Source organism: Nocardia sputi (assembly GCF_023501985.1).
Genome location: NZ_JAMFLC010000021.1, coordinates 64,340 through 86,776, shown reverse-complemented (window position 1 = coordinate 86,776; position 22,437 = coordinate 64,340). Strand labels below are relative to the sequence as shown.

Below are 22,437 nucleotides of genomic sequence, written 5' to 3'. Positions count from 1 at the left end.
TCGGCGCGGGCGACCTACGGCGGCCGCCAGTTCTCGGTCAGCCCTCTGCCGCACGGTCGCGGCCGGGTGATCTGCTCACCCCGGCCCGGCGGGAATTCCCTCGCTGGCGCCGAAGCTCGCTTCCTCGTGGCTGACGAGTCCGAGCAGGGCCAGCGGCCGGGGCGTCACCGCGATGGTCAGGTAGGAAACCGTTATCGCCCAACGGTTGACGGCTCTGGGCACCGCGAACGTGTGATAGGCGCGAGTCACCGCTTTGGCGGGGAGACCGGAGAGGTGGACGCCCATCGGGTTCGCGACCGCGAATCCAGGCCCCAGGTCCACGACCAGGCCCAGGTCGCGGTGCTTGTACCGAGTGGCCGTGCCTATGCCCAGGCTGGCGGCGATGTTCCTGGCGAGTGTCTTGCCCTGCCGCGTGGCGTGCTGGGCGGTGGGCGGGGTGATCCGGCCCTGCTTGGTGAGGTCGGGCACGGCTGCCGCGTCGCCGCCCGCGAAGACGTCGGGATGGCCGGGGACGCCCAGCGTCGCGTCGACCACCAGGCGCCCCTTCTCGAGTGGCAGGCCGAGCGTGCTCAGCATCGGCGCACCGGTCACGCCCGTCACCCAGGCGACCGTGTGGGCCGGGACGACCGTGCCGTCGGTGAGCGCGACCGAGTCCGCGCCGAGTTCGCTCAGTGAGGTCTCCAGCCGGATCTCGATGCCGCGTTGCCGCAGCACCTTCAGCACCTTGTCGCTGAGGCGCTCGCCGACCTCGGGCATCACCCTCGCAGCGGTGTCGAGCAGGAGGAAGCGCACCTCGGAGGGGTCGAACCCGCGGCGCGCGGCGTAGGCGTCGGCGAGTGCGCGCAACTGCGCGACGAGTTCGGTGCCAGCGTAGGAGGCCCCCACGACGACCACGGTGCGCCGAGCACGCCGTACCTCGGCGTCGTCTTCCTGGTCGGCCAGTTCGAGTTGGCGCAGCAGTTGCTCGCGCAGGTACAGCGCCTCGGCGACGGTCTTGAGCCCGCGGGCGTGCTGCGCCAAGCCCGGTATGTCGAACAGGCGGGTGACCGACCCGGGGGTGAGTACCAGCCGATCCCACGACAACTGCCGTGGGGGGTGATGCTCGCTGGTCACCGTGATCGTCTTGTTCCGCAGATCGACCGACTCGGCGGTGGCCACCACCAACCGGACTCGCGGCAGCGAATCGGCCAGCGAAATGGCGACGAACCGAGGGTCGATCAGTCCGCCCGCCACATCGGGCAGCAGCGGGGTATAGAGCATGTAGTCGTTGGGCGTGACGAGTACGACCTCGACGTCCCGGTTCGCCCGGGCCACGATCCGGCAAAGCTTCTGGGCGCAGGTGAATCCGGCGAATCCGCTCCCGACGATCACGACCCGCTGCGGGCCGGTAGTGTCCCCATCCGGCACGAAAACCTCCTCGGCGTCAGCTCTCCGACGCCATTCCCGCCCTGGCGCATTCGAAACCGCTCTCCCGGCCTCCTCGGCTCGATGGCGCTGCCGCGGTGGGCCGCCACACCGAATCGGGTTCTCGCGCAAGCGCGACCGATTCGGGATTGCGGCACGAAGGCGTTCACTCCTCGCGCGGCTCGTCCGGATCGGTCAGCTCCGGGGCGATCTCCCTGGTCGCCATCCCGCCTTCGCGGCCCCGATCCTTCGGTCCCGGCCTGCCACCCTTCGGCTCGCCGGCGTCGTTCTCGTCGGTGTCGTGCTTGTCGGTGTCGTTCTCCCGTGCCATCGCGTGCCCCTTTCGTCGTCGATTCGGCCTACCCGAGCCAGGCCATCTCAATCCGGGCACGAATCACATACTTCACCCGAACGCGGGCGCTTTCTGTCGCGCGGGCGACGCCAGCCGGGGCCGGTAGGCGAGACAGGCGGCCGATGCTCCGTCCGCTGCCAGGAAGATGACGGTGCGCGCGGTGTCGAGCAGGCCCGTGTCCAGTGCGTTCAGGTAGGCGTGCACCGGGGCCGCGGTGTAGGGAGCTTCGAGCGAGGGGTCGAAGCCGACGACCGACTGCGGCGGTATGGCCAGGGCGTCCGCCAAGCCGGCCCGGAAGCGGGCATCCGGGATCGGAGCCAGCAGCACCGCCTGCCCCTCGGCGAAGTCGCCGCCGTCGAGTCCTTCCTCGTCCAGGCAGGAGCGCGCGGTCGCGGTCGCCAGATCCACCGGGTCATCCGCACCGGCACGAACACATATGGCGCTACGGCCGTCGGCGCCGGCATCGCCCAAGGCCACCCAGGCGATCGGGTCGACGGGACCGGTGGTCTCGCAGGTGTGCAGCCGGCCGAATCCGCCCGCGGCATCCGAACTCCCGAGCAGCAGCGCGGCGCCACCAGCGCTGTAGGGGAAACCGGCGACCTCACGCCGGGTCGAGGGGTGGGTATCGCCCGCGACGAGCAACGCATACCTCACGGTCCCAGTGGCGAGGAACGCTTCGGCGGTCACGATGGCATGCAGCAGACCGGTAGCGCCATGCATGAGGTCGAAGGAGAAAGCGGGGACACGCCCCGTCTCGTAGGCCAGTCCCAGGCCGATCCGCTTCTGGATGAGCGCCGACACCGCGGGCTCGGAGATGTTGCTGTCCCGGAAGACACCCGCGTTGACCAGCATGCCGATCTCGTCGAGGCCGACATCCGAGCGCTCCACGCAGGCGAGTGCCGCGCGGGCGGCCAATTCGAAGTAGCTGCCGGTGTCGAGGTCGCGGTTCGTCGCGGCCGAGACGATCGTCGTCGCCATGCTCATGCCTCCAGACGCGAGATGGTCGCGGCCAGATACCCGGAGACGATTCCCGACGCCGCCGGGATCATGAGGATTTTCGACCCTTTGGGGATCCTGCGTTGCGCGAGATATTCGTGCAAGACCAGGAAATGCGAGGTCGAGGCCGTATTGCCGTAATCCTGCAACACATTGAGAGCCTGCGGCATCGGCGTGCCGAAATGCCGTTCGGTCAGGTCCGCGATGTATTCGATGGCAGGGGCGCTGAACTGGTGGTGGATCCAGTAGTCGTACTTCTCGCTCTCCCACCTGCGACCGGTTTCGGCGAAGAAGTCGGCTATGCGGTTGATCGCCTGCTGGTACCGGGCCTCGTTCTGCATGGCGCGGTTGTCGGTGTACATCGCGATCCCGCCGGTGCGGTCACTGGGCATGCCGAGGCAGTGCTCGGCGCCGTCGGCTGTGGTCATGAGTTCGACGTAGTGGATTTCGTCGTTGTCGTCACCGCGCCCGTCGAGCACGACCGCGACCGCCGCGTCCCCGACGGTCAACGCCGCGAATTGCGGGTCGTAGGGCTGGCTGATCTCGCGCACCGCCGTCTCGGCGATCGGGGTGATCTGCTCCCCGCTGACCACCAGGCCATTGCGCACCACCCCGGCCTTGATCATGCGGTCGAGCACCATCACTCCGGTGAGCATTCCGGCGCAGGCGTTGGAGACGTCGAAGTGCCGTGCCGCGTCCGCGCCGATCGCCCGGCCCAGCATCGATGCGAAAGACGGTGCGTAGCAGAAGATTCCCGCGCCACGGGTGCGAGTGATGGAGGCCGAGATGACGACGTCCAGCTCGTCGGCCCGGTAGTCGGAGTACAGCAGACAGTCCTCGATCGCGTGCAACGCCAGCTCGAAGGACGATTCGTACCCGTCCGGATCGGAGTTGTAGACACGCCGATTCCTGATGCCGGTGATGCGCTCCAGATCCAACGACCTCGGCACAGCCAGCTCGGCGATCAGATCCTCGGTAGAGCGGACGGTCGTGGGTGTGTACGAGCCGATCGACTCGAAACGAGTACGAAGCATAACCCCTGCTTTCTGCTTCAGTCGGCGACAAAGGTCCGGTGATGCTCTGGCGACAACGTTGCCGGGAGTCGCTGGTCCCGCCACGTCTACTCGGTCAGTCCCACCAAGGCCGCGCTGATATCGCACAGCTGCTGAGCGACCGCGTCGTCCTGGGCCAGACGCGACGGAGCCTTGACGCGGTTCTTCTGGAAGTAGCAGCCGCTGACCGCGGCGACTTCGGGATCGGTGGCCAGGTACGTGAGGGCTCGTCCGCCCTCCGCGGCGGACACCATGAACAGTCGCTTGGCGAGCGCGACCAACGGTTGGCCGAACCACGGCATCGAATCCCAGATCCCGGTCGCCACCGCACCGGGGTGAAAGGCGTTGACCGTCACTCCGGTCCCTTCGAGACGCCGCGCCAGTGCCCGTGTGTAGAGGACGTTCGCCAGCTTGGAGCGGCTGTACGCCTTCTCCCCCGAGTATCCGTGCCGGAAGCCCAGATCCGTGAAATCCATGGTGGCGCCGAACTGCATGACCGAGGAGGTGAACACGATGCGTGACGGGGCGCTGCTCACCATCAGCTCGGTGAGCAGTTCGGTGAGCAGGAAACCACCGAGGAAGTTGACCGCGAACGTGGCCTCGACGCCGTCCCCGGTTTCGATCCGAGTGTTGTGGTAGGCGCCCGCGTTGTTGGCCAGCACATCCAAGTGGTCGTATGCGGCCAGAACCTCCTTGGCCAGCTGCCGGACAGATGACTGGGAGGCGAAATCGCACTCCAGCGTCTCGACGCCCGCCGCCCCCGCGGACCGCACCAGCTCCGCCGCGGCGGAAAGCTTCTGCGGATTCCGCCCGACCAAGACGAGCCGATTCCCCTCAGCTGCCAGCTGCTGGGCCGATTCGAGACCGATACCCGATGTCGCCCCCGTGATCAGGATTGTCTGCACAGCGGAACACCCTGCCACAGAAGTTTCCTCGAAGATTGCTGACACGAGCCACCCGCACCGATATTTTCATCGATCAGGCATGAATCGCGGTCCAGTCAGCATGAACCGCGGCGATCCCGAGTCAGGGCTCGAGCATCGATTGAGGTGAATCGCCCCTGACAGCGACGACGGTTTCGACCATGGTGCGCGAAATTCCCGCGCCTACTCTACGAGTGTCTATTTGCCGAGGATGCGCGGCTCGGAAATCATTGCGGCGCCGCGCTGTCCGGCGCGGCACGGTCGGCGGCCAGCTGTGACCGCGCCTCGATCAGGCGGTCGCCGTGCAGGCGGTCAGGCGGATGGTCGCGGCGCGCGGTATGGCGCTGCCGAGATCCGGGAAGGCGGGAGCGCTGAGACCGAGGGTGCCGATGGCCTTCTGCTCGGCTTCGGCGCGCGTGGGCGCCCACGCCCATCCGTGCTTGCCGTCCGCGCCGCGGGCCACCGACCCGCAGGCGTTCCAGAACTGCACGACGGCCCGGCAGTCGGTGACGCCGCACTCGGCACGGGCCGCGGTCTCGGCTGCGGCGGCGCTTGCGAAATTGACCGCCGACGCGACGGCGCCGGTACTGGACGAAAGCGCAAGCGCGCCATAGTAGACCCCGGCCGCACGCGCTTCACTCGCGGAATTGCCGACCACGGCGCAGGTGGCGGCGGACACCACCGCCAGACCGAGAACAGCCTTGCGCGGCACCGCCATGTCATCCTCCACGTCTGGCGAACGAGTTCAGGACTCGGATCATCGTGCAGCGCAGCCGTGTTGTCCAACGAGTGCCTTCCCAGCCGGTGCGGCAGCGAGTAGGCGGGTCGCGCCAGTACTCCCGGTCCGGGGTGGGGACCCGTGGTTTCCTCGGCGATGACCTGCGGGCCGCAGGCAAGCGAGCAGCGCCAAACCAGACACCAGCGCGGGCCTCACCCGTGACTTCGGTGACTTCGCAAGACGCCGACCTCGCGGCCTGTATCACCGGCCCCGGACGAAGCTCGGGGATCCCACCGCACTGCACTGGTCACCCGGCGTTGTCGTGCGGGGGACGAGCGGTCGCCATGCAGGCGGTCAGTCGGGTCGGCGGCGGTACCCCAGCCGGTTACACCGTGAACCCGAGGGCGCGCAGCTGCTCGCGGCCGTCCTCGGTGATCTTGTCCGGACCCCACGGCGGCATCCAGACCCAGTTGATCTTCAGATCCTCCACCAGGCCGCTGCGCACCAGCGCGTTGCGGGACTGGTCTTCGATGACGTCGGTCAGCGGGCAGGCCGCGGAGGTCAGGGTCATGTCGAGGATCGCGATGTTGTCCTCCTCGACGCGCAGCCCGTAGACCAGGCCGAGGTCGACGACGTTGATGCCCAGTTCCGGGTCGACGACGTCGCGCATCGCCTCTTCGATGTCCTCAAGCAGTTTGATGTCCTCCGAAGACAATCCAGCCAACTCAGCCGACTCGGAGGATTCAGCCGACTCGGACGATTCAGCCGACTCGGACGTCTGCGACACCTCCGACAGCTCGGCGGCAGGCGCGGCCTGCTCCGTCTGCTCGGTCGTGTCGACGGCCGGTGTGTCACTCATGACGCTTTCCCGTTTCCCTCGGAGTGTGCAGTTCCTTCGGCGGCCCCGGTGGGCTGATCAGGGCTGATTCGCAGGACGGCGTCCTTGAACGCCATCCACCCGAGCAGCGCGCACTTCACCCGCGCGGGGTACTTCGACACGCCCGCGAGGGCGATGCCGTCGCCGATCACGTCCTCGTCGCCCTCGATGGTGCCCCGGCTGGAGATCATCTCACTGTAGGAGTCGACCACCTTCAGCGCCTGCTGCACCGGCAGCCCGATGACCTGATCGGTGAGGATCGAGGTCGCGGCCTGGCTGATCGAGCAGCCCTGACCGTCGTAGGAGACGTCGGCGATGTCGCCGTTCGCGTCCAGCTGCACGCGCAGGGTCACCTCGTCGCCGCAGGTCGGGTTCACGTGGTGCACCTCGGCCCCGAACGGCTCGCGCAGCCCGCGGTGATGCGGGTGCTTGTAATGGTCCAGGATCACTTCCTGGTACATCTGCTCCATGCGCATGTCTTGTGCAACCCCACTGTGTCTAATCGTCGGCGTTCGCTGCGCTCACACCGAAGAACGCTTGAGCCTTCCGCACCGCGGCGACCAGCGCGTCGACCTCGGCGAGGGTGTTGTAGACCGCGAACGAGGCGCGAGCGGTGGCGGCGACGCCGAAACGGCGGTGCAGCGGCCACGCGCAGTGGTGGCCCACCCGGATGGCCACGCCCTCGTCGTCCAGGATCTGACCGACGTCGTGGGCGTGGATGCCGTCGACCACGAACGACACAGCGCCGCCGCGGTCGAGGTTCTCGATGGGGCCGATGACGCGCACGCCATCGATCCCGGCCAGCCCTTCCAGCGTCGCGCCGACCAGCGCGTGCTCGTGCGCCGCGACCGCGTCCATGCCGATTTCTTCGAGATACCGCACGGCCGCGCCCAATCCGACCACCTGCGAGGTCATCGGCACACCGGCCTCGAACCGCTGCGGCGGCGGCGCGTAGGTGCTGTGGTCCATGAAGACCGTCTCGATCATGGACCCGCCCGTGATGAACGGCGGGATCTCCTCCAGCAGCGCTCGGCGGCCGTAGAGCACGCCGACGCCGGAGGGACCGAGCATCTTGTGGCCGGAGAACGCGGCGAAATCCACGCCGAGGTCACGGAAGTCCACCGGCATGTGCGGTACCGACTGGCAGGCGTCGAGCACTACCAGCGCGCCCACCGCCTTCGCCCGGCGCACCAATTCGGCGACCGGGGCGACGGCGCCGGTGACATTGGACTGATGGGAGAACGCGACCACCTTGGTGGCGGGCGACAGTTCCAGCGAGTCCAGGTCGATCCGGCCGTCCTCGGTCACGCCGTACCACTTCAGGACGGCGCCGGTGCGGCGGGCCAGTTCCTGCCAAGGCACCAGGTTGGCGTGGTGTTCCAGCTCGGTGATGACGATCTCGTCGCCCGGACCCACGTGGTAGGGGAACCTGTCGTCGGCGAACGCGTAGGTCACCAGGTTCAGTGACTCGGTGGCGTTCTTGGTGAACACGATCTCGCCCGCGTCGACGCCGACGAACCGCGCGATGTCGGCCCGCGCGCCCTCGTAGGCGTCGGTCGCCTCCTCGGCCAGCTGGTGCGCACCGCGGTGCACCGCCGAGTTGCTGGTGATCAAGAAGTCACGTTCGGCCTCGAGCACCGTGATCGGCCGCTGCGCGGTCGCGCCGGAGTCCAGATACACCAACGGTTTCCCGTCCCGGACCGTGCGGTTCAGGATCGGGAAGTCGGCCCGGATACGGGCGACGTCGAGGGTGCGGACCGTAGCGGTCATGTCAGGCTCCAGCAGTGGCGTTAGCGGTGAAGCGGACGTAGCCGTTGGCGTCGAGTTCCTCGGCGAGTTCGGCGCCGCCCTCGGCGACGATGCGGCCGCCGACGAAGACGTGCACGAACTCCGGCTGGATGTACCGCAGGATGCGGGTGTAGTGCGTGATCAGCAGAACGCCGCCGTTCTCGCGCTCCTTGTAGCGGTTGACGCCCTCGGAGACGATCCGCAGCGCGTCGACGTCCAGGCCGGAGTCGGTCTCGTCCAGGATGGCGATCTTCGGCTTGAGCAGGCCCAGCTGGAGGATCTCGTGGCGCTTCTTCTCACCGCCGGAGAATCCCTCGTTCACGCTGCGCTCGGCGAAGGCGGCGTCGATCTCCAGTTCGCTCATCGACTCCTTCACCTCCTTGACCCAGTGCCGCAGCTTCGGGGCCTCGCCGCGCACGGCGGTGGCGGCGGTGCGCAGGAAGTTCGACATCGAGACGCCGGGAACCTCGACCGGGTACTGCATGGCGAGGAACAGGCCGGCACGCGCGCGCTCGTCCACCGACATCGCCAGCACGTCCTCGCCGTCGAGGGTGATCGAGCCGGAGGTCACCGTGTACTTCGGATGGCCCGCGATCGCGTAGGACAGCGTGGACTTGCCGGAGCCGTTGGGGCCCATGATGGCGTGCGTCTCACCGGATCTCACCGTGAGGTTCACGCCCTTGAGGATCTTGATGGGCTCGCCGGACTCGTCGGGGTTGGCGACCTCGACGTGCAGGTCCTTGATTTCCAGGGTGGTCATCGAATTCGAATTCCTTTGCCAGGTATGGGGTCGTTGATCAGGCGCCGATGGCGGCGAGTTCGGCCTCGATGGCCGCCTCCAGCCGCTCCCGGAACTCGGGCACCGCGATCTTCTGGATGATCTCGTGGAAGAACCCGCGCACCACCAGGCGGCGGGCGGCGTCCTCCGGGATGCCGCCGGCGCGCAGATAGAACAGCTGCTCGTCGTCGAACCTGCCGGTCGCGGACGCGTGTCCGGCGCCGACGATCTCGCCGGTCTCGATCTCCAGGTTCGGCACCGAGTCCGCGCGGGCGCCGTCGGTGAGTACCAGGTTGCGGTTGACCTCGAAGGTGTCGGTGCCCTCGGCGGCGGCGCGGATGAGCACGTCGCCGACCCACACGGTGCGGGCGTCGCCCTTCGGCGAGTGCGGATCCCCTTGCAGCGCACCCTTGTACAACACGTTCGACTTGCAGTTCGGGACGGCGTGATCGACCAGCAGGCGCTGCTCGAAATGCTGGCCCGCGTCGGCGAAGTAGAGGCCGAGCAGTTCGGCGTCGCCGCCGGGGCCTTCGTAGCGGACGTTGCCGGTCAGGCGCACCAGGTCGCCGCCGAGGGTGACCGAGATGTGCCGCAGCGTGGCGTCGCGACCGAGCTTGGCGTGGTGGGCGGTGGCGTGGACGGCGTCATCGGCCCAGTCCTGCACGGCGACGACGGTCAGCTTGGAGGAATCGCCGAGCACGAATTCCACGTTCTCCGCGTAGGTTCCGCTGCCGCGCTGGTCGATGACCACGGTCACCTTGGCGAAGCGGTCCAGCCGGATCTGGAGGTGGCCGTAGGCGGTCTTGCCTTCGCCGGGCCCGGTGATGGTGATGGTGACCGGCTCGGAGACCTCGACCTCCTGGCCGACCGACACGACGGTGGCCTGCTCGAAGCCGGAGTAGGCCTGCGCCGCGACGCGATCGGACGGCACGCCGCCCGCGCCGAGCCTGCTGTCGGCACGGTCGACGGTCTCGACCGTCACGCCCTCGGCCGCGGCGACCTCGACGACCGCGTGGCCGTCCCGGACCGCGGTGCCGTCGTGCAGGCCGCGCAGGCGGCGCAGCGGTGTGAACCGCCACGCCTCGTCCTTCCCCGACGGCACCTCGAAGGCGTCGACGTCGAAGGAGGTGAACACCTCACCCTTGTTGACCGCGGGGGTACGGGCCTCGGCCGCTTCGGCAACGTTCTCCACTGCCATCAGCCGACGGCTCCTTCCATCTGCAGTTCGATCAGGCGGTTCAGCTCGAGCGCGTATTCCATCGGCAGTTCCTTGGCGATCGGCTCGACGAAGCCGCGCACCACCATCGCCATCGCCTCGTCCTCGGTGAGGCCGCGGCTCATCAGGTAGAACAGCTGGTCCTCGGAGACCTTCGAGACGGTCGCCTCGTGACCCATGGTCACGTCGTCCTCGCGGATGTCGACGTAGGGGTAGGTGTCGGAGCGGCTGATCGTGTCGACCAGCAGCGCGTCGCACTTCACCGTCGACTTCGAGCCGTGCGCGCCCTTGTTCACCTGCACCAGGCCGCGGTAGGAGGCCCGGCCGCCGCCGCGCGCCACCGACTTCGACACGATGGTCGAGGACGTGTGCGGCGCCAGGTGCAGCATCTTCGCACCGGTGTCCTGGTGCTGGCCCTCGCCGGCGAAGGCCACCGAGAGCACCTCGCCCTTGGCGTACTCGCCGGTCATCCAGACCGCCGGGTACTTCATGGTGACCTTGGAACCGATGTTGCCGTCGATCCACTCCATGGTCGCGCCCGCCTCGGCCTTGGCCCGCTTGGTGACCAGGTTGTAGACGTTGTTCGACCAGTTCTGGATGGTGGTGTAGCGGCAGCGGCCGCCCTTCTTCACGATGATCTCCACCACCGCGGAGTGCAGCGAGTCCGACTTGTAGATCGGCGCGGTGCAGCCCTCGACGTAGTGCACGTACGCGCCCTCGTCCACGATGATCAGCGTGCGCTCGAACTGGCCCATGTTCTCGGTGTTGATCCGGAAGTAGGCCTGCAGCGGGATGTCGACGTGCACGCCCGGCGGCACGTAGATGAACGAGCCACCCGACCACACGGAGGTGTTCAGCGCGGAGAACTTGTTGTCACCAGCGGGGATGACCGTGCCGAAGTACTGCCGGAAGATCTCCGGGTGCTCCTTCAACGCCGTATCGGTGTCGAGGAAGATGACGCCCTGCTGCTCCAGATCCTCACGGATCTGGTGGTAGACGACCTCGGACTCGTACTGCGCGGCGACACCGGAGACCAGCCGCTGCTTCTCCGCCTCGGGGATGCCCAGCTTGTCGTAGGTGTTCTTGATGTCCTCGGGCAGCTCGTCCCAGGACGCGGCCTGCTTCTCGGTCGAGCGCACGAAGTACTTGATGTTGTCGAAGTCGATGCCGTCGAGATTGGAGCCCCACAGCGGCATCGGCTTGCGGTCGAAGATGCGCAGGGCCTTGAGCCGCTGTTCGAGCATCCATTCCGGCTCGCTCTTCTTCGCCGAGATGTCGCGGACAACCGCCTCGGACAGACCTCGTTGCGCACTGGCGCCGGCCACATCCGAATCGGCCCAGCCGTAACCGTATTTGCCCAGCGAAGCAATGGCCTCTTCCTGGGTGAGCGGTTGCACCTGGTCGGTGGTCGTCGTCATTCGGCACTCCTTCCGGAGTCGTTCGTTCGTACCGCTGCGGGCTGTGCAGCGGTTGGTGCTGACGTTTCGGTCCGGTCGGCCGACAGGACGAGCAGCGGCACGTGCGTGGTGCACGCGCAGTCGCCGTTGGCGATCGTGGCCAGCCGCTGCACGTGCGTGCCGAGCAGTTCCCGGAACGCCTCGAGTTCGGCCGCGCACAGTTGCGGGAACTCTTCGGCGACGTGCGCCACCGGGCAGTGATGCTGGCAGATCTGCACGCCCGCGCCCACCTTGCGGGTGGTGGCGGCGAATCCGGCGTCGGTGAACGCCTCGGCGATCTCCTCGGCTTTGGCCTCGGTCTGATCCGGGGTGTGCTGAGCGACCGGTTCGATCCCGGCCACGATAGTGCGTGCCCGTTTGCGAGCGAACTCGGTGAGGGCCTGTTCGCCGCCGATCTCCCCCAGCTGCCGCATGGCGGCTCCGGCCAGATCGTCGTACGCGTGGCCGAGCTGGCCTCGCCCGGCAGCGGTGAGCTGGTACTGCTTCGCCGGGCGGCCGCGGCCTTTCTGCTGCCAGGGCGCCGATCGGCCCGCGCGCGCCTGACCGGAGTCGATCAGGGCGTCCAAATGCCTGCGCACGCCCGCCGGGGCCAAGCCCAGCTTGTTCCCGATGGCGGTAGCGGTGATCGGCCCTTCTTCCAGCAGCAACTGCACGATGGCCGCTCGGGTATGCCCTTCACCGCCGACCGTCGCGGGCGCAGCAACCGACCCGGCGCCGGCCTTGCGACCAGCTCCTGCGTCGTCCCTCCGCAAACCCACGGTTTTCACAACATCAGTGTGGCGGAATTCGTTCCTAAAATCTAATAAGGGTGCCCTGAGTCAGCGGGCTGTTCGGCCGGCGGGCGATCCGGCGTGCCGGAGCTGACCGGTTCCACTCTTCGGACAGGTGTCCACCCTCGCATGCCGGTAATCGGAGCGGAACTTTTCCGGCTGACCTGCGCAGAAGGAACGGGGGCCAGCACCGGTCGGCGCACGTGAGCGAGACGCGGAGCGTTTGCGGCGCCTCGCATCCGGCGCGATCGCCGGGACTCCCACCTGCCGCGGCGATTCCGCGAAGTGCCGTTCGTCACAGCCCTGCTCATCGCACGGCGACGAGCTTCATCGGCGTCTCCAGCAGCGCGTCCACCGCCTCGTCCCAGGCGACTGTGGCCGTGGTGACCAGCGACGGATCGAAACGACCGGCCGCGACGAGATCGAGGATCTCGGGAATGACCGGACGGACGTGCGCGCGGCCGGTGTGAAAGGTGCAGCACCGGGAGTACATGTCGAAGATCGGCAGGGCGACGTCCCGCAACTGGACGCTGACGCTCGTGCACCAGCCGTCGTATGCGGTCGCGCCGATCGCCGCGCGCAGCGCCTTCGCCCCGCCCGCCGCCTCCACGGTGACGGGGAACCGGCCGATCCGCGCGTCCTGCGGCCCTTCGATCGCCTCCGCACCGAGCGACTTCGCGATCTCCAACCGCTCGGCGGCGTCGTCGAGATACACCACGCGAGCGGATCCGAGGGCGACCGCGAGTCCGGCCGCGTAGAGGCCGATCGAGGGCGCGGCCGGGCCGCCGATCACCAGCACTTCCGCGCCGGGATCGTCGGCCAGTCGCGGCCCCACGGCACGGTAGGCGTCCGGGATGTTGTCGCTCGCGCTGGCCACCGCGACCGGGTCGACGCCGGACGGCAGCCGGACGAGCATGGCGTCGGCGTGCGGCACGAGTGCCAGATCGGCCCACAGGCCGCCCCAGTCCAGCCCACCCAGGGTGCCGAGCCCGAAGGTGGACAGCGGCGGATGGCTCGCGCAGTTGCCGGTCCTGCCCCGCGCGCAGGGTCGGCAGGCGCCGCACGAGATCTGGAACGGCACCACGACCAGATCGCCCACGGCGACGCCGCGGACCTGCGGGCCGATCGCGACCACCTCCGCGACGCCCTCGTGCCCGAACGGGTACGGCCCCGGCAGCGGGAACGCACCGCGCAGCACGGCCGGGTCGATGTCGCAGGTAGCCAGCGCGACCGGCCGTACCAGCGCCTGGCCGGGGTCGCTCAGGACGGGTTCGGGGTGTTCTTCCCAGCGCATCGCACCGGGACCGGAGAGCATCAGACGCTTCATCGTCCGAGTGTCGCTAGAACGTTCTTTCTAGTCAAGGCCTTCACCCGGAACCGCCCTGCTCGGCAGGTAGTTCCGGTGGTTTTCCGGCCGCGGCCGCTGCACCGGGCTCGGCCGTCGGCGCCGATCCGCCCGGCCCGGACGGCGCGCCTCCGATCCCCGCCGCCGCGAAGGTCGACCGGATGAGCCGCTCCATCGACTTGGCCACCGTGCGCAGCGGCGCGTCCGTCTGCCGGATCCGTGCCAGGATCGTGGCGCCCTCGTAGGCGGCGACCACGGTGGTGGCCAGCTCGGCCGCGTCCGCTCCGCCGAGGCCGAGCTCGGCGAGCAGCCCCGCGAACGCCTGCTCCATCGTGTCGAATGCGTGCACGCAGGCCGAGCGCACCGCCTCGACGTCACTGCCGCCGTCCAGCGCGGGCGTCCCGATCGGGCACCCGTCGGTCCAGTCCGAGTCCCCGAGCTTGGCGACCATGAACTCGAACAGCGTGCCCATGGTGGCGAACACGTCGGTCGGCGCCTGCCGGATCATCCGGCCGGTCAGCACTCCGGTCCCGGTGATCGCCGCGACCGCGATCTCCTCCTTGCCGCCGGGGAAGTGGTGGTAGATCGAGCCGTACGGCAGTTCGGCCGCCTCGCTCAACGCCTTCAGACCGAACCCGTGATACCCGTGCCGCGCGAGCAGCCCGCACGCGGCGACCTCGATCCGCCGCCTGGACTCCGAAACCATCCGTCGATTGTGCCCCGCGGGCGGGGCGGGTCCGGCCGGAACGAGCGGGGTCCGTGCGCGGTGCGGCGCCGCCGCTGGAACTAGGCTTCGTTGCGTGGCGGTACTGGAGGGCGCGCGGCGCAGGACACTGGCGTTCGGGCGCCGGGCACTCGGACTCGACGTGCCCGCGGCCGATCACACGATCGCGGTGCTGCACCGGGACGAGTCGGAGGTGCCCGGTCTCGACCGCAAGGAACTCGCGCAGCTCGACCGGATCCGCCTGATGGGCGCGACCGGCACGGTGCTGATGGCGATCAGCGCGCTCGGCATCGGCGCGCAGCCGGTGCACCAGAATCCGACCTCGGGTGTCCGCGTGCTCGGCATCTTCGCCCGCGCCCACACCGGCTCGCTGGCCATGTGCATGACCGGCACCGTCGTCGTCGTGCTGGCCTGGCTGCTGCTGGGCCGGTTCGCGGTCGGCGGCATCGGCGGCTCCCCCATCCACCGGCTGACTCGCTCGCAGCTGGACCGCACGCTGCTGCTGTGGCTCATCCCGCTCAGTGTGGCGCCGCCGCTGTTCAGCAACGACGTCTATTCCTATCTGGCGCAGAGCGAGATCGCCGCGCGCGGCATCGATCCCTACGAGGAAGGCCCGGTCGCGGGACTCGGGATCGACAACGTTCTCACCAACAACGTTCCGACCATCTGGCGCGACACCCCCGCGCCCTACGGTCCGCTGTTCCTCTGGGTCGGCCGCGGTATCGCCGAACTCACCGGCGACAACATCATCGCGGGGGTCTGGGTGCACCGTCTGCTCGCGCTCGGCGGCGTCGCGCTGATCGTGTGGGCGCTGCCGCGGCTCTCGGTGCGCTGCGGCGTCGCGCCGGTGAGCGCGCTGTGGCTCGGCGCGGCCAACCCGCTGGTGCTGTTCCATCTGGTCGGCGGCGTGCACAACGACGCGCTGATGCTCGGCCTGATGCTGGCCGGCCTGGAGTTCTGCCTGCGTGCCATCGAGGACACCCACCCGTTCGACGGCCGCGCCTACGCGTGGCTGATCAGCGGGGCGATCATCATCACCCTGTCGTCGACGATCAAGTTCACCTCGATCATCGTGCTCGGGTTCGTCGGCATGGCCCTGGCTCGGCGCTGGGGCGCCTCGCTCCGCACGGTCGCCGTCGCGGCCGCCATGCTCGGCGCCATCGCCATCGGTACAACGCTTTTCATCAGTTCGGTGAGCGGTCTCGGCTTCGGGTGGATCTACACGCTGAACACCGCGAGCGTCGTCCGCAGCTGGATGTCACTGCCGACAGTGCTCGGCATCATCACCGGGTTCGGCGGTGTGCTGCTCGGGCTCGGCGATCACACCACCGCGCTGCTGAGCATCACCCGGCCGATCGCCGCGGTGGTCGCGGGGTTCTTCACCGTGCGCATGCTGGTCGCCACCGGCACCGGGCGACTGCACCCGGTCGGCGCGCTCGGCGTGGCGCTCGGCGCGATCGTGCTGCTGTTCCCCGTGGTTCAGCCCTGGTATCTGCTGTGGGCGATCGTGCCGATGGCGGCGTGGGCGACCCGGCCGGTGTTCCGCGTTCCGGCGGTGGCGTTCTCGGCGATCGTGAGCGTCATCCTGATGCCGCGCGGCGCCGACCTGGAGGTGTTCCAGATCGTGGGCGCCGCGATCGCCACCGTGATCGTCGGAGTGCTGTTCATCGCGCTCACCCGCAACTCGCTGCCGTGGCGGGGGCAGACGGGGGTGTCGGCTCCGTCACAGGTGCCCACCTCTTACGGTGTGACATCGTGACCGAGCGTGGCGAGGGAGCCATCTACACAGCACCACCGGGTGCGACGCAGCCGAGCGCGGACGAGGCGGAGTCGTGACCACAGCTTCCGGACCGGCGGTCAGCGTGGACGGCGTCGTCAAGCGGTACGGCTCCACCACAGCCGTCGACGGCCTGACGTTCGAGGTCGAATCGGCGCAGGTGCTGGCGCTGCTCGGCCCGAACGGCGCGGGCAAGACCACGACCGTGGAGATGTGCGAAGGCTTCGCCACCCCGGATGCGGGCACGGTGCGCGTACTCGGCCTGGACCCCATCTCCGATTCCGAACGGCTGCGTCCCCGCATCGGGGTCATGCTCCAGGGCGGCGGCGCGTATCCCGGTGCGCGAGCGGGTGAAATGCTCGACTTGGTGGCCGCCTACGCGGCGGATCCACTCGACCCCGACTGGCTGCTGCGCACCCTCGGCCTCCAAGACAACCGCCGTACGCCCTACCGCCGCCTCTCCGGCGGGCAGCAGCAGCGGCTCGCCCTCGCCTGCGCGCTGGTGGGCAGGCCGGAGATCGTGTTCCTGGACGAACCCACCGCGGGCTTGGACGCCCAGGCCCGGCTGATCGTCTGGGAACTGATCGATGCCCTGCGCCGCGACGGGGTGACCGTCGTGCTGACCACGCACATGATGGACGAGGCCGAGCAGCTGGCCGACCAGCTGGTGATCATCGACCACGGTCGCATCGTCGCCTCGGGCACGCCGGCCGAGGTCACCGCGCACGGGGCGGCCGGGCAGCTGCGGTTCTGCGCGCCGCCCAAACTGGACCTGGAGCTGCTGGCGAACGCCCTGCCGGAAGGGTTCGCGCCCCGGGAGACCGCCCCGGGCACCTACCTGGTGGAGGGTGAGATCAATCCGCAGGTGCTCGCGACCGTCACCGCGTGGTGCGCGCGAATGAACGTGCTGGCCACCGACATCCGGATCGACCAGCGCCGGCTGGAAGACGTCTTCTTGGAACTGACCGGACGGGACCTGCGCGGATGAGCGAGCACGACCGGAACGCCAACCGTTTCGCGCCGGGCACCTTCGCCCCCGGGCCGCGCCCGAGCAGCCGCGCGGCGATGCTGTTCGCGCAGACCCGGCTCGAGCTGATCCTGTTGCTGCGCAACGGCGAACAACTCCTGCTGACCATGTTCATCCCGATCACCCTGCTGGTGGGACTGAGCCTGCTGCCGTTCGGCGACCTCGGCTCGCACCGGGTGGACAAGATCGTGCCCGCGGTGATGATGGTGGCCGTCATGTCCACCGCGTTCACCGGTCAGGCCATCGCGGTCGGCTTCGACCGGCGCTACGGCGCGCTCAAGCGGCTGGGCGCGACGGCGCTGCCGCGGTGGGGCGTCATCGCGGGCAAGAGCGCGGCCGTGCTCATCGTGGTCGTGCTGCAAGCGGTGTTGCTCGGCGTGATCGGCTTCGCGCTCGGCTGGCGGCCCGAACCCGCCGGGCTACTGCTGGGAGCGGCGGTGATCGCGCTCGGCACCGCGACCTTCGCGGCGATGGGCCTGCTGCTGGGCGGCACCCTCAAGGCCGAGGTGGTGCTCGCGCTGGCGAACATCCTGTGGTTCGTCATGCTCGGCGTCGCCAGCATCGTGTTCGCGGCCGACGACCTGCCCGCCGTGGCGAGCGTGCTCGCCCGGCTGGTGCCTTCGGGCGCGCTGGCCGAAGCCCTGGAGAACGCGATGCACACCGGCGTCGACTGGCTGGGGCTGGCTGTGCTGGCGGTGTGGGGCCTCGTGGCGGGCGTGGCGGCCACCCGGCTGTTCCGCTTCCACTGAGGCTCAACGACAAAAGGTAGTAGACCGGGTGCCGCCCCCGGATCCGGCGGGGCTACCATGTGCGACGTGCTGTATCGCGCGTTCCTGCGACTCGTCGACAAGCTGCCGCTGCCCTCGTTGCGGGCGCAGCTCCTGACCGCACTGGCGGTCATCCTGACGCAGGCGGGTATCTCGGTCACCGGCGCCGTCGTGCGGGTCACGGCGTCCGGTCTGGGCTGCCCGACCTGGCCGCAATGCTTCCCGGGCAGCTTCACGCCGGTCGCGGTGTCGGAGGTCCCGGCCATCCATCAGGCGGTCGAGTTCTCCAACCGGCTGCTGACCTTCGTGGTGTCGCTGTTCGCCGGGCTGATCGTCCTCGCGGTCACCCGGGCGCGCCGCCGCCGTGAGGTGCTGGTGTACGCGTGGCTGATGCCCGGCGGCACGGTCGTGCAGGCGATCATCGGCGGCATCACGGTGCGCACCGGACTGCTGTGGTGGACCGTCGCGACCCACCTGCTCGCGTCCATGGTCATGGTGTGGCTCGCGGTGGTGCTGTACGCGAAGATCGGCGAACCCGACGACGGCGTCGACACCGTGCGGGCGCCCGCGCCGCTGCGCTGGCTCACCGTGCTCGCCGGGGTCGCGCTCGCCGCGGTGCTGATCGCGGGAACTCTGGTGACCGCGGCCGGTCCGCACGCGGGCGACAAGAGCATCGAGCGACAGGTGGAGCGCTTGCAGGTCGAGATTGTCACCTTGGTGCATCTGCACTCCCAACTGCTGGTCGGGTATCTCGCGCTGCTGGTCGGGCTCGCCTTCGGCCTGTTCGCGGTGGGCATCACGCCCGCCGTGCGCACCCGCCTGTTCGTGCTGCTCAGCGTGGTCTGCTCGCAGGCGCTGGTCGGAGTCGTGCAGTACTTCACCGACGTCCCCGCGGCGCTGGTCGTGGTGCACGTGGGCGGGGCCGCGGCGTGCACCGCCGCCACCGCCGCACTGTGGGCTTCGTTGCACACCCGGGAGCGGGTGGCCGTCCCGAAGGCGGACGCCGCGACGCAGGCCGCCTGAGCGAGCGCTACCGCCGCACTCGGCGGTAGCGTTGTCGATCGTGTCCAGGCCTGACCCGCATTCCGATGCACCGCAGCCTTTTCCCGAGATAGAGCCGTATGCCCGCGGACTGCTGGACGTCGGGAACGGCCAGCGGATCTACTGGGAGACCAGCGGTAACCCGGACGGCAAACCGGCGTTGGTGGTGCACGGCGGTCCCGGCGGCGGCGGAGGGCGCGGATCGCGCAAGACGTTCGACCCGGCGTTATACCGAATCGTCCTGTTCGATCAACGTGGCTGTGGGGAGAGCCTGCCGCACGCCTCCGACCCCGCGGTCGATCTGACACACAACACCACCCAGCACCTGATCGCCGACATGGAACGGCTGCGTGAACACCTCGGTATCGAACGCTGGCTGCTCTACGGCGGCTCCTGGGGCGCGACGCTGATCCTCGCCTACGCGCAGCGCCACCCCTTGCGGGTCAGCGAGATCGTACTGGTCAGGGTCACCATGACCCGGCAGGAGGAAATCGACTGGCTCTACCGCGACCTCGCCCGGCTGCTGCCCGAACAGTGGGAGACCTTCCGCACGGGCGTTCCGCTCGCCGACCGTCACGGCGACCTCGTCGACGCCTATCGCCGACTGATGGAAAGCCCCGACGCCCCGACCCGCGAGGCGGCCGCGCTGCGGTGGTGCGCCTGGGAGGACGCGGTGATCGCGCACGAGAATCTGGGCAGCCCAGGCCAGTACAGCGCCAAGCCGGACGCCGCGCGACTGGCGTTCGTCCGGATCTGCACGCATTACTTCGCCAACGCGGCCTGGCTGGAGGACGGGCAATTGCTGGGCGACGTGCACCGGCTGACGGGCATTCCGGGCGTGCTGATCCACGGCAGGCTCGACCTGAGCGCCCCGCTGTACACCGCCTGGCAGCTGGCCCGAGCATGGCCCGAATCCGAACTGCAGGTCATCGATGATTCGGGGCACACCGGCAGCTCGGCCATGGGTGCCGCCGTCCTGCGCGCGATCGCCCGGTTCGCCACATAGGCTCCACCGGCGCGGCCGATCAGCGCACGCCCGCCACCGGTCCCCTGACCACCCGCTGCAACGCGCGCAGATCCGCGTCGAGCGTCCGGTAGAGCCAATAGACGGCGACGAAAGCGAGTCCGCCGACCGCGCACAGGCCCAGGACCGAATCGCGCACCAGCGGAAGCTCCTGCTCGGGTTCGAGCAGGCTGAATCCGGCCAGCACTCCGACCACCGGAACGGACGCGGTGACCGCGAGATAGATCGTGGTTCTTCGACGCAGTGCGCGAATACGGCCGGAGTCGTGCGCCGTGGGGCGGCTGTAGCGCAAATAGACCGGATAGACGGAGCGGACGATGTAGAAGGTCGACAGGAAGAACGTGTAGGCGACCGAGATGACGGCTGCCATGAAAACCGTCATCGCCGCGTGGATCACCAGCCGCGCCGGAAGGTCGGTGAGCCAGAGGCACAGGAACACCCCCGTCACGGTGGCCGTCAGCCCGGTCTGGAAGGTGTTCAGCGCACACATATCGCCCCAGAACAGTGTTCGCGCCCGCACCCGCGCGAGCAGAGCGTCGTCATAGCGTCTGCCCTCGCGCAAGCCGCGAAGAACCGCGAGCTGATCACGGGACATGAATACGTAGATGACGATGGACAGCGGGCCTGCGATGAGAACGAAAATGTAGACACCCATGTTGAGCTGCCAATTGGTGGCATCCGACAGACGCTCTCTGAGCAGTTCTTGCACGTGCGCGGCCATATAGATCGTGGCCAGGCCGACGCCGACCAGCGACGACAACCACAGGACGGGGGTGGGCCAGCGGGAAAGTCGTAGCCGCCAGCTGTTCGGCGGCGGATAGACGAGATCGCGGGCCCTCTCCTCGAGGCACAGGTCGAACTGCTGGGCCAGTTCCGCACCGGACGAGTAGCGGTCCGCACAGTCGGGTGACAGACATTTCAACAGCACGCGGCGCAGCGCGACCGGGCAATCCGGCGGAAGCTCCGAGAGGAACTTCGGCTCGACGGGTCTGCGCCGCAGTTCGATCATGCGGGCCAGCGATGTCTCCGACTCGCCTGCGGAGGTTTCGTCCACGAAGGGGCGGCGTCCGGTGAGCAACTCCCACAGCATGACCGCCAGCGCGAAGATGTCGCTTCGAGTATCGAGGTCGGCGGCGGTGCCGGGCAGGTCAGGATGACAGGCTGCCAACTGCTCGGGCGACATATACGCCAGTGATCCGCCGAAGTACGCCAAGGGGCTCGTGCCCTTGACCCGTTCGCTGAAACTGACGTTGAAGTCTGCCAGCTTCGGAATTCCCTCGGCGCTCAACAGCACGTTCGCGGGTTTGATGTCCCGGTGCAGCACCCCGCGTTCGGACGCGTGCTGCAGCGCGTCCGCGAGTCGGCGGCCGAGCCAGGCGACGGTCTCCGGCCAGGTCAGTGCGGCGATCCGGGTGCGAACGGCTGATTCCGTCGGCCGTACCTCGCCTTTGTCGGCGAGTACCTTGTCGACGGCGTCGAGCAGCAGTTGCCCACCACGCCGGTCCCGAGGCGTCGCGCGCGACAAGCGCAGCACGTCGAGCAGTGTTCCGCCGGGCAGGTACTGCATGTAGAGCAGCTTCAGTTCGCCGTCGGCGATGAGTCGCTGGTCGAAGATGCGCACGATGTAGTCGTGGTCCAGCTGCGCGAGCGTCTGCGGCTCGTTGCCGTGGTTGTGCGAGATCTTGACCGCGACCAGTCGCTGCATCGATTGCTGGCGAGCGAGATACACCTGCGCGAACGCACCGACCCCGATCCTCATCAGGAGGTCGAAATCGTCGACCTGGTCGCCGACGTCGATGGCGTCGAGCGCGATTTGCGCACCCGGGCGGGCGATCATCGTGCTGCGGTAGTCGCTGGTGAGCCGGTCGAGTTCACCAGCGGCCGCCGTGGCGGTGGCGGTCAGGTCGGCGGCATCGCTTCCACGATCGCCGCGGCGCATGGCGTGGTATTCCTCGTAGACCAGGTCGGCCGGAAACGGCCCGTTTCGCAGCTCGGGGAATTCCGCGCGGTAGTCGATCAGCCGCTTTGGGAAGTCGTAGCGAATCCAGCGATATTCGAGGTCGACCTTGATCAATTCGATCAGGATCGTGCGCCGCTCGGCTCGGTCCCGAGGTAGGTAGGCCGACAGGTCGGGTGGAGATCCGGACGCCCAAGCCTCTGCGAACTGCGCCACGACGGCGGCGAGCGCCCCACGGGTTCGTTCCGCCGCATCGGCCAGATCGATCGGCTCACGCATCGGTAGCTCAGAATCAGCCGTGGTCGATCAAACGGCGGCTTCGCACGATGCGTCCTTGCCTTGTAGGTGTTTCACATCCGCTCCTCGACGTTGAATTCCCCTGTTCCAGGGTATCGCTCCGCGTGGGGCAGGCGCTGCATCTGCGCGAGACCTACAGATTGATTA

21 protein-coding genes are annotated in these 22,437 nt (G+C 68.6%); 5 read left to right on the top strand and 16 right to left on the bottom strand.

The window, feature by feature from the left end; all coding sequences use genetic code 11:
- Positions 1-75: 75 nt before the first annotated feature.
- The 15 genes from M8859_RS26385 to M8859_RS26315 form a co-directional block, all read right to left on the bottom strand.
- Positions 76-1,407, bottom strand: a complete 1,332-nt coding sequence (locus M8859_RS26385; protein ID WP_249644954.1) for an NAD(P)/FAD-dependent oxidoreductase — start codon at positions 1,405-1,407, stop codon at positions 76-78.
- A gap of 163 nt (positions 1,408-1,570) precedes the next feature.
- Positions 1,571-1,735, bottom strand: a complete 165-nt coding sequence (locus M8859_RS26380; RefSeq protein ID WP_249644953.1) for a hypothetical protein — start codon at positions 1,733-1,735, stop codon at positions 1,571-1,573.
- Positions 1,736-1,807: 72 nt separating this feature from the next.
- Positions 1,808-2,734, bottom strand: coding sequence for a beta-ketoacyl-[acyl-carrier-protein] synthase family protein (locus tag M8859_RS26375; RefSeq protein ID WP_159926084.1), 927 nt, complete (start codon positions 2,732-2,734; stop codon positions 1,808-1,810).
- A 2-nt stretch (positions 2,735-2,736) separates the two neighbouring features.
- On the bottom strand, positions 2,737-3,786 hold the full coding sequence (locus M8859_RS26370) for a 3-oxoacyl-ACP synthase III family protein (RefSeq protein WP_249644952.1): 1,050 nt from the start codon (positions 3,784-3,786) through the stop codon (positions 2,737-2,739).
- Between the two features lie 86 nt (positions 3,787-3,872).
- Positions 3,873-4,709 (bottom strand): SDR family oxidoreductase, encoded by an 837-nt coding sequence (locus tag M8859_RS26365; protein WP_249644951.1) that lies wholly within the window; start codon positions 4,707-4,709, stop codon positions 3,873-3,875.
- Positions 4,710-5,016: 307 nt separating this feature from the next.
- Positions 5,017-5,445: a DUF4189 domain-containing protein gene (locus tag M8859_RS26360; protein WP_159926090.1), complete on the bottom strand. Its 429-nt coding sequence runs from the start codon at positions 5,443-5,445 to the stop codon at positions 5,017-5,019.
- Positions 5,446-5,830: 385 nt separating this feature from the next.
- The gene (locus M8859_RS26355) at positions 5,831-6,160 is read right to left on the bottom strand and encodes a metal-sulfur cluster assembly factor (RefSeq protein ID WP_283780086.1); all 330 of its coding nucleotides are present in this window, start codon (positions 6,158-6,160) and stop codon (positions 5,831-5,833) included.
- A gap of 140 nt (positions 6,161-6,300) precedes the next feature.
- Positions 6,301-6,798, bottom strand: a complete 498-nt coding sequence (sufU, locus tag M8859_RS26350; RefSeq protein ID WP_159926101.1) for a Fe-S cluster assembly sulfur transfer protein SufU — start codon at positions 6,796-6,798, stop codon at positions 6,301-6,303.
- Between the two features lie 22 nt (positions 6,799-6,820).
- Positions 6,821-8,092: a cysteine desulfurase gene (locus M8859_RS26345; protein ID WP_195071342.1), complete on the bottom strand. Its 1,272-nt coding sequence runs from the start codon at positions 8,090-8,092 to the stop codon at positions 6,821-6,823.
- A 1-nt stretch (position 8,093) separates the two neighbouring features.
- Positions 8,094-8,870 (bottom strand): Fe-S cluster assembly ATPase SufC, encoded by a 777-nt coding sequence (sufC, locus tag M8859_RS26340; protein ID WP_159926105.1) that lies wholly within the window; start codon positions 8,868-8,870, stop codon positions 8,094-8,096.
- A 37-nt stretch (positions 8,871-8,907) separates the two neighbouring features.
- On the bottom strand, positions 8,908-10,086 hold the full coding sequence (gene sufD, locus M8859_RS26335; RefSeq protein WP_249644950.1) for a Fe-S cluster assembly protein SufD: 1,179 nt from the start codon (positions 10,084-10,086) through the stop codon (positions 8,908-8,910).
- Positions 10,086-11,522 (bottom strand): Fe-S cluster assembly protein SufB, encoded by a 1,437-nt coding sequence (gene sufB, locus M8859_RS26330; protein ID WP_159926109.1) that lies wholly within the window; start codon positions 11,520-11,522, stop codon positions 10,086-10,088. The genes sufD and sufB overlap by 1 nt, the downstream gene beginning before the upstream one ends.
- Positions 11,519-12,328 carry a helix-turn-helix transcriptional regulator gene (locus tag M8859_RS26325; RefSeq protein ID WP_159926111.1) on the bottom strand — a complete coding sequence of 270 codons (810 nt, stop codon included), beginning with the start codon at positions 12,326-12,328 and terminating at the stop codon, positions 11,519-11,521. Before M8859_RS26325 ends, sufB begins: the two co-directional genes overlap by 4 nt.
- A gap of 310 nt (positions 12,329-12,638) precedes the next feature.
- Positions 12,639-13,658: a zinc-dependent alcohol dehydrogenase gene (locus M8859_RS26320; RefSeq protein WP_159926113.1), complete on the bottom strand. Its 1,020-nt coding sequence runs from the start codon at positions 13,656-13,658 to the stop codon at positions 12,639-12,641.
- Positions 13,659-13,698: 40 nt separating this feature from the next.
- On the bottom strand, positions 13,699-14,382 hold the full coding sequence (locus M8859_RS26315; protein ID WP_249644949.1) for a TetR/AcrR family transcriptional regulator: 684 nt from the start codon (positions 14,380-14,382) through the stop codon (positions 13,699-13,701).
- Between the two features lie 94 nt (positions 14,383-14,476).
- On the opposite strand from M8859_RS26315, the gene mptB reads away from it, so the two are divergent.
- The 5 genes from mptB to pip all read left to right on the top strand — a co-directional run bounded on the left by mptB (position 14,477) and on the right by pip (position 20,018).
- Positions 14,477-16,159 (top strand): polyprenol phosphomannose-dependent alpha 1,6 mannosyltransferase MptB, encoded by a 1,683-nt coding sequence (gene mptB / locus M8859_RS26310; protein ID WP_195071338.1) that lies wholly within the window; start codon positions 14,477-14,479, stop codon positions 16,157-16,159.
- A 73-nt stretch (positions 16,160-16,232) separates the two neighbouring features.
- Complete coding sequence (locus M8859_RS26305) at positions 16,233-17,165, top strand: ABC transporter ATP-binding protein (protein ID WP_159926119.1); 933 nt, start codon at positions 16,233-16,235, stop codon at positions 17,163-17,165.
- Positions 17,162-17,953, top strand: a complete 792-nt coding sequence (locus M8859_RS26300) for an ABC transporter permease (protein WP_159926121.1) — start codon at positions 17,162-17,164, stop codon at positions 17,951-17,953. The genes M8859_RS26305 and M8859_RS26300 overlap by 4 nt, the downstream gene beginning before the upstream one ends.
- A gap of 66 nt (positions 17,954-18,019) precedes the next feature.
- The gene (locus M8859_RS26295) at positions 18,020-18,994 is read left to right on the top strand and encodes a COX15/CtaA family protein (protein ID WP_159926123.1); all 975 of its coding nucleotides are present in this window, start codon (positions 18,020-18,022) and stop codon (positions 18,992-18,994) included.
- Positions 18,995-19,034: 40 nt separating this feature from the next.
- Positions 19,035-20,018 (top strand): prolyl aminopeptidase, encoded by a 984-nt coding sequence (gene pip / locus M8859_RS26290; protein WP_249644948.1) that lies wholly within the window; start codon positions 19,035-19,037, stop codon positions 20,016-20,018.
- A gap of 19 nt (positions 20,019-20,037) precedes the next feature.
- On the opposite strand, the gene M8859_RS26285 is transcribed toward pip, so the two are convergent.
- Entirely contained in the window at positions 20,038-22,272 is a 2,235-nt protein-coding gene (locus tag M8859_RS26285; RefSeq protein ID WP_249644947.1) for a serine/threonine-protein kinase, read from the bottom strand.
- Positions 22,273-22,437 lie beyond the last annotated feature (165 nt).

Coding starts and splice junctions, on each gene's coding strand:
- M8859_RS26380 (WP_249644953.1), bottom strand. CDS start 1,735: ATGGCACGGGAGAACGACACCGACAAGCACGACACCGACGAGAACGAC.
- M8859_RS26375 (WP_159926084.1), bottom strand. CDS start 2,734: ATGGCGACGACGATCGTCTCGGCCGCGACGAACCGCGACCTCGACACC.
- M8859_RS26370 (WP_249644952.1), bottom strand. CDS start 3,786: ATGCTTCGTACTCGTTTCGAGTCGATCGGCTCGTACACACCCACGACC.
- M8859_RS26360 (WP_159926090.1), bottom strand. CDS start 5,445: ATGGCGGTGCCGCGCAAGGCTGTTCTCGGTCTGGCGGTGGTGTCCGCC.
- sufU (WP_159926101.1), bottom strand. CDS start 6,798: ATGCGCATGGAGCAGATGTACCAGGAAGTGATCCTGGACCATTACAAG.
- M8859_RS26345 (WP_195071342.1), bottom strand. CDS start 8,092: ATGACCGCTACGGTCCGCACCCTCGACGTCGCCCGTATCCGGGCCGAC.
- sufC (WP_159926105.1), bottom strand. CDS start 8,870: ATGACCACCCTGGAAATCAAGGACCTGCACGTCGAGGTCGCCAACCCC.
- sufD (WP_249644950.1), bottom strand. CDS start 10,086: ATGGCAGTGGAGAACGTTGCCGAAGCGGCCGAGGCCCGTACCCCCGCG.
- sufB (WP_159926109.1), bottom strand. CDS start 11,522: ATGACGACGACCACCGACCAGGTGCAACCGCTCACCCAGGAAGAGGCC.
- M8859_RS26320 (WP_159926113.1), bottom strand. CDS start 13,658: ATGAAGCGTCTGATGCTCTCCGGTCCCGGTGCGATGCGCTGGGAAGAA.
- M8859_RS26315 (WP_249644949.1), bottom strand. CDS start 14,382: ATGGTTTCGGAGTCCAGGCGGCGGATCGAGGTCGCCGCGTGCGGGCTG.
- M8859_RS26300 (WP_159926121.1), top strand. CDS start 17,162: ATGAGCGAGCACGACCGGAACGCCAACCGTTTCGCGCCGGGCACCTTC.
- M8859_RS26285 (WP_249644947.1), bottom strand. CDS start 22,272: ATGCGTGAGCCGATCGATCTGGCCGATGCGGCGGAACGAACCCGTGGG.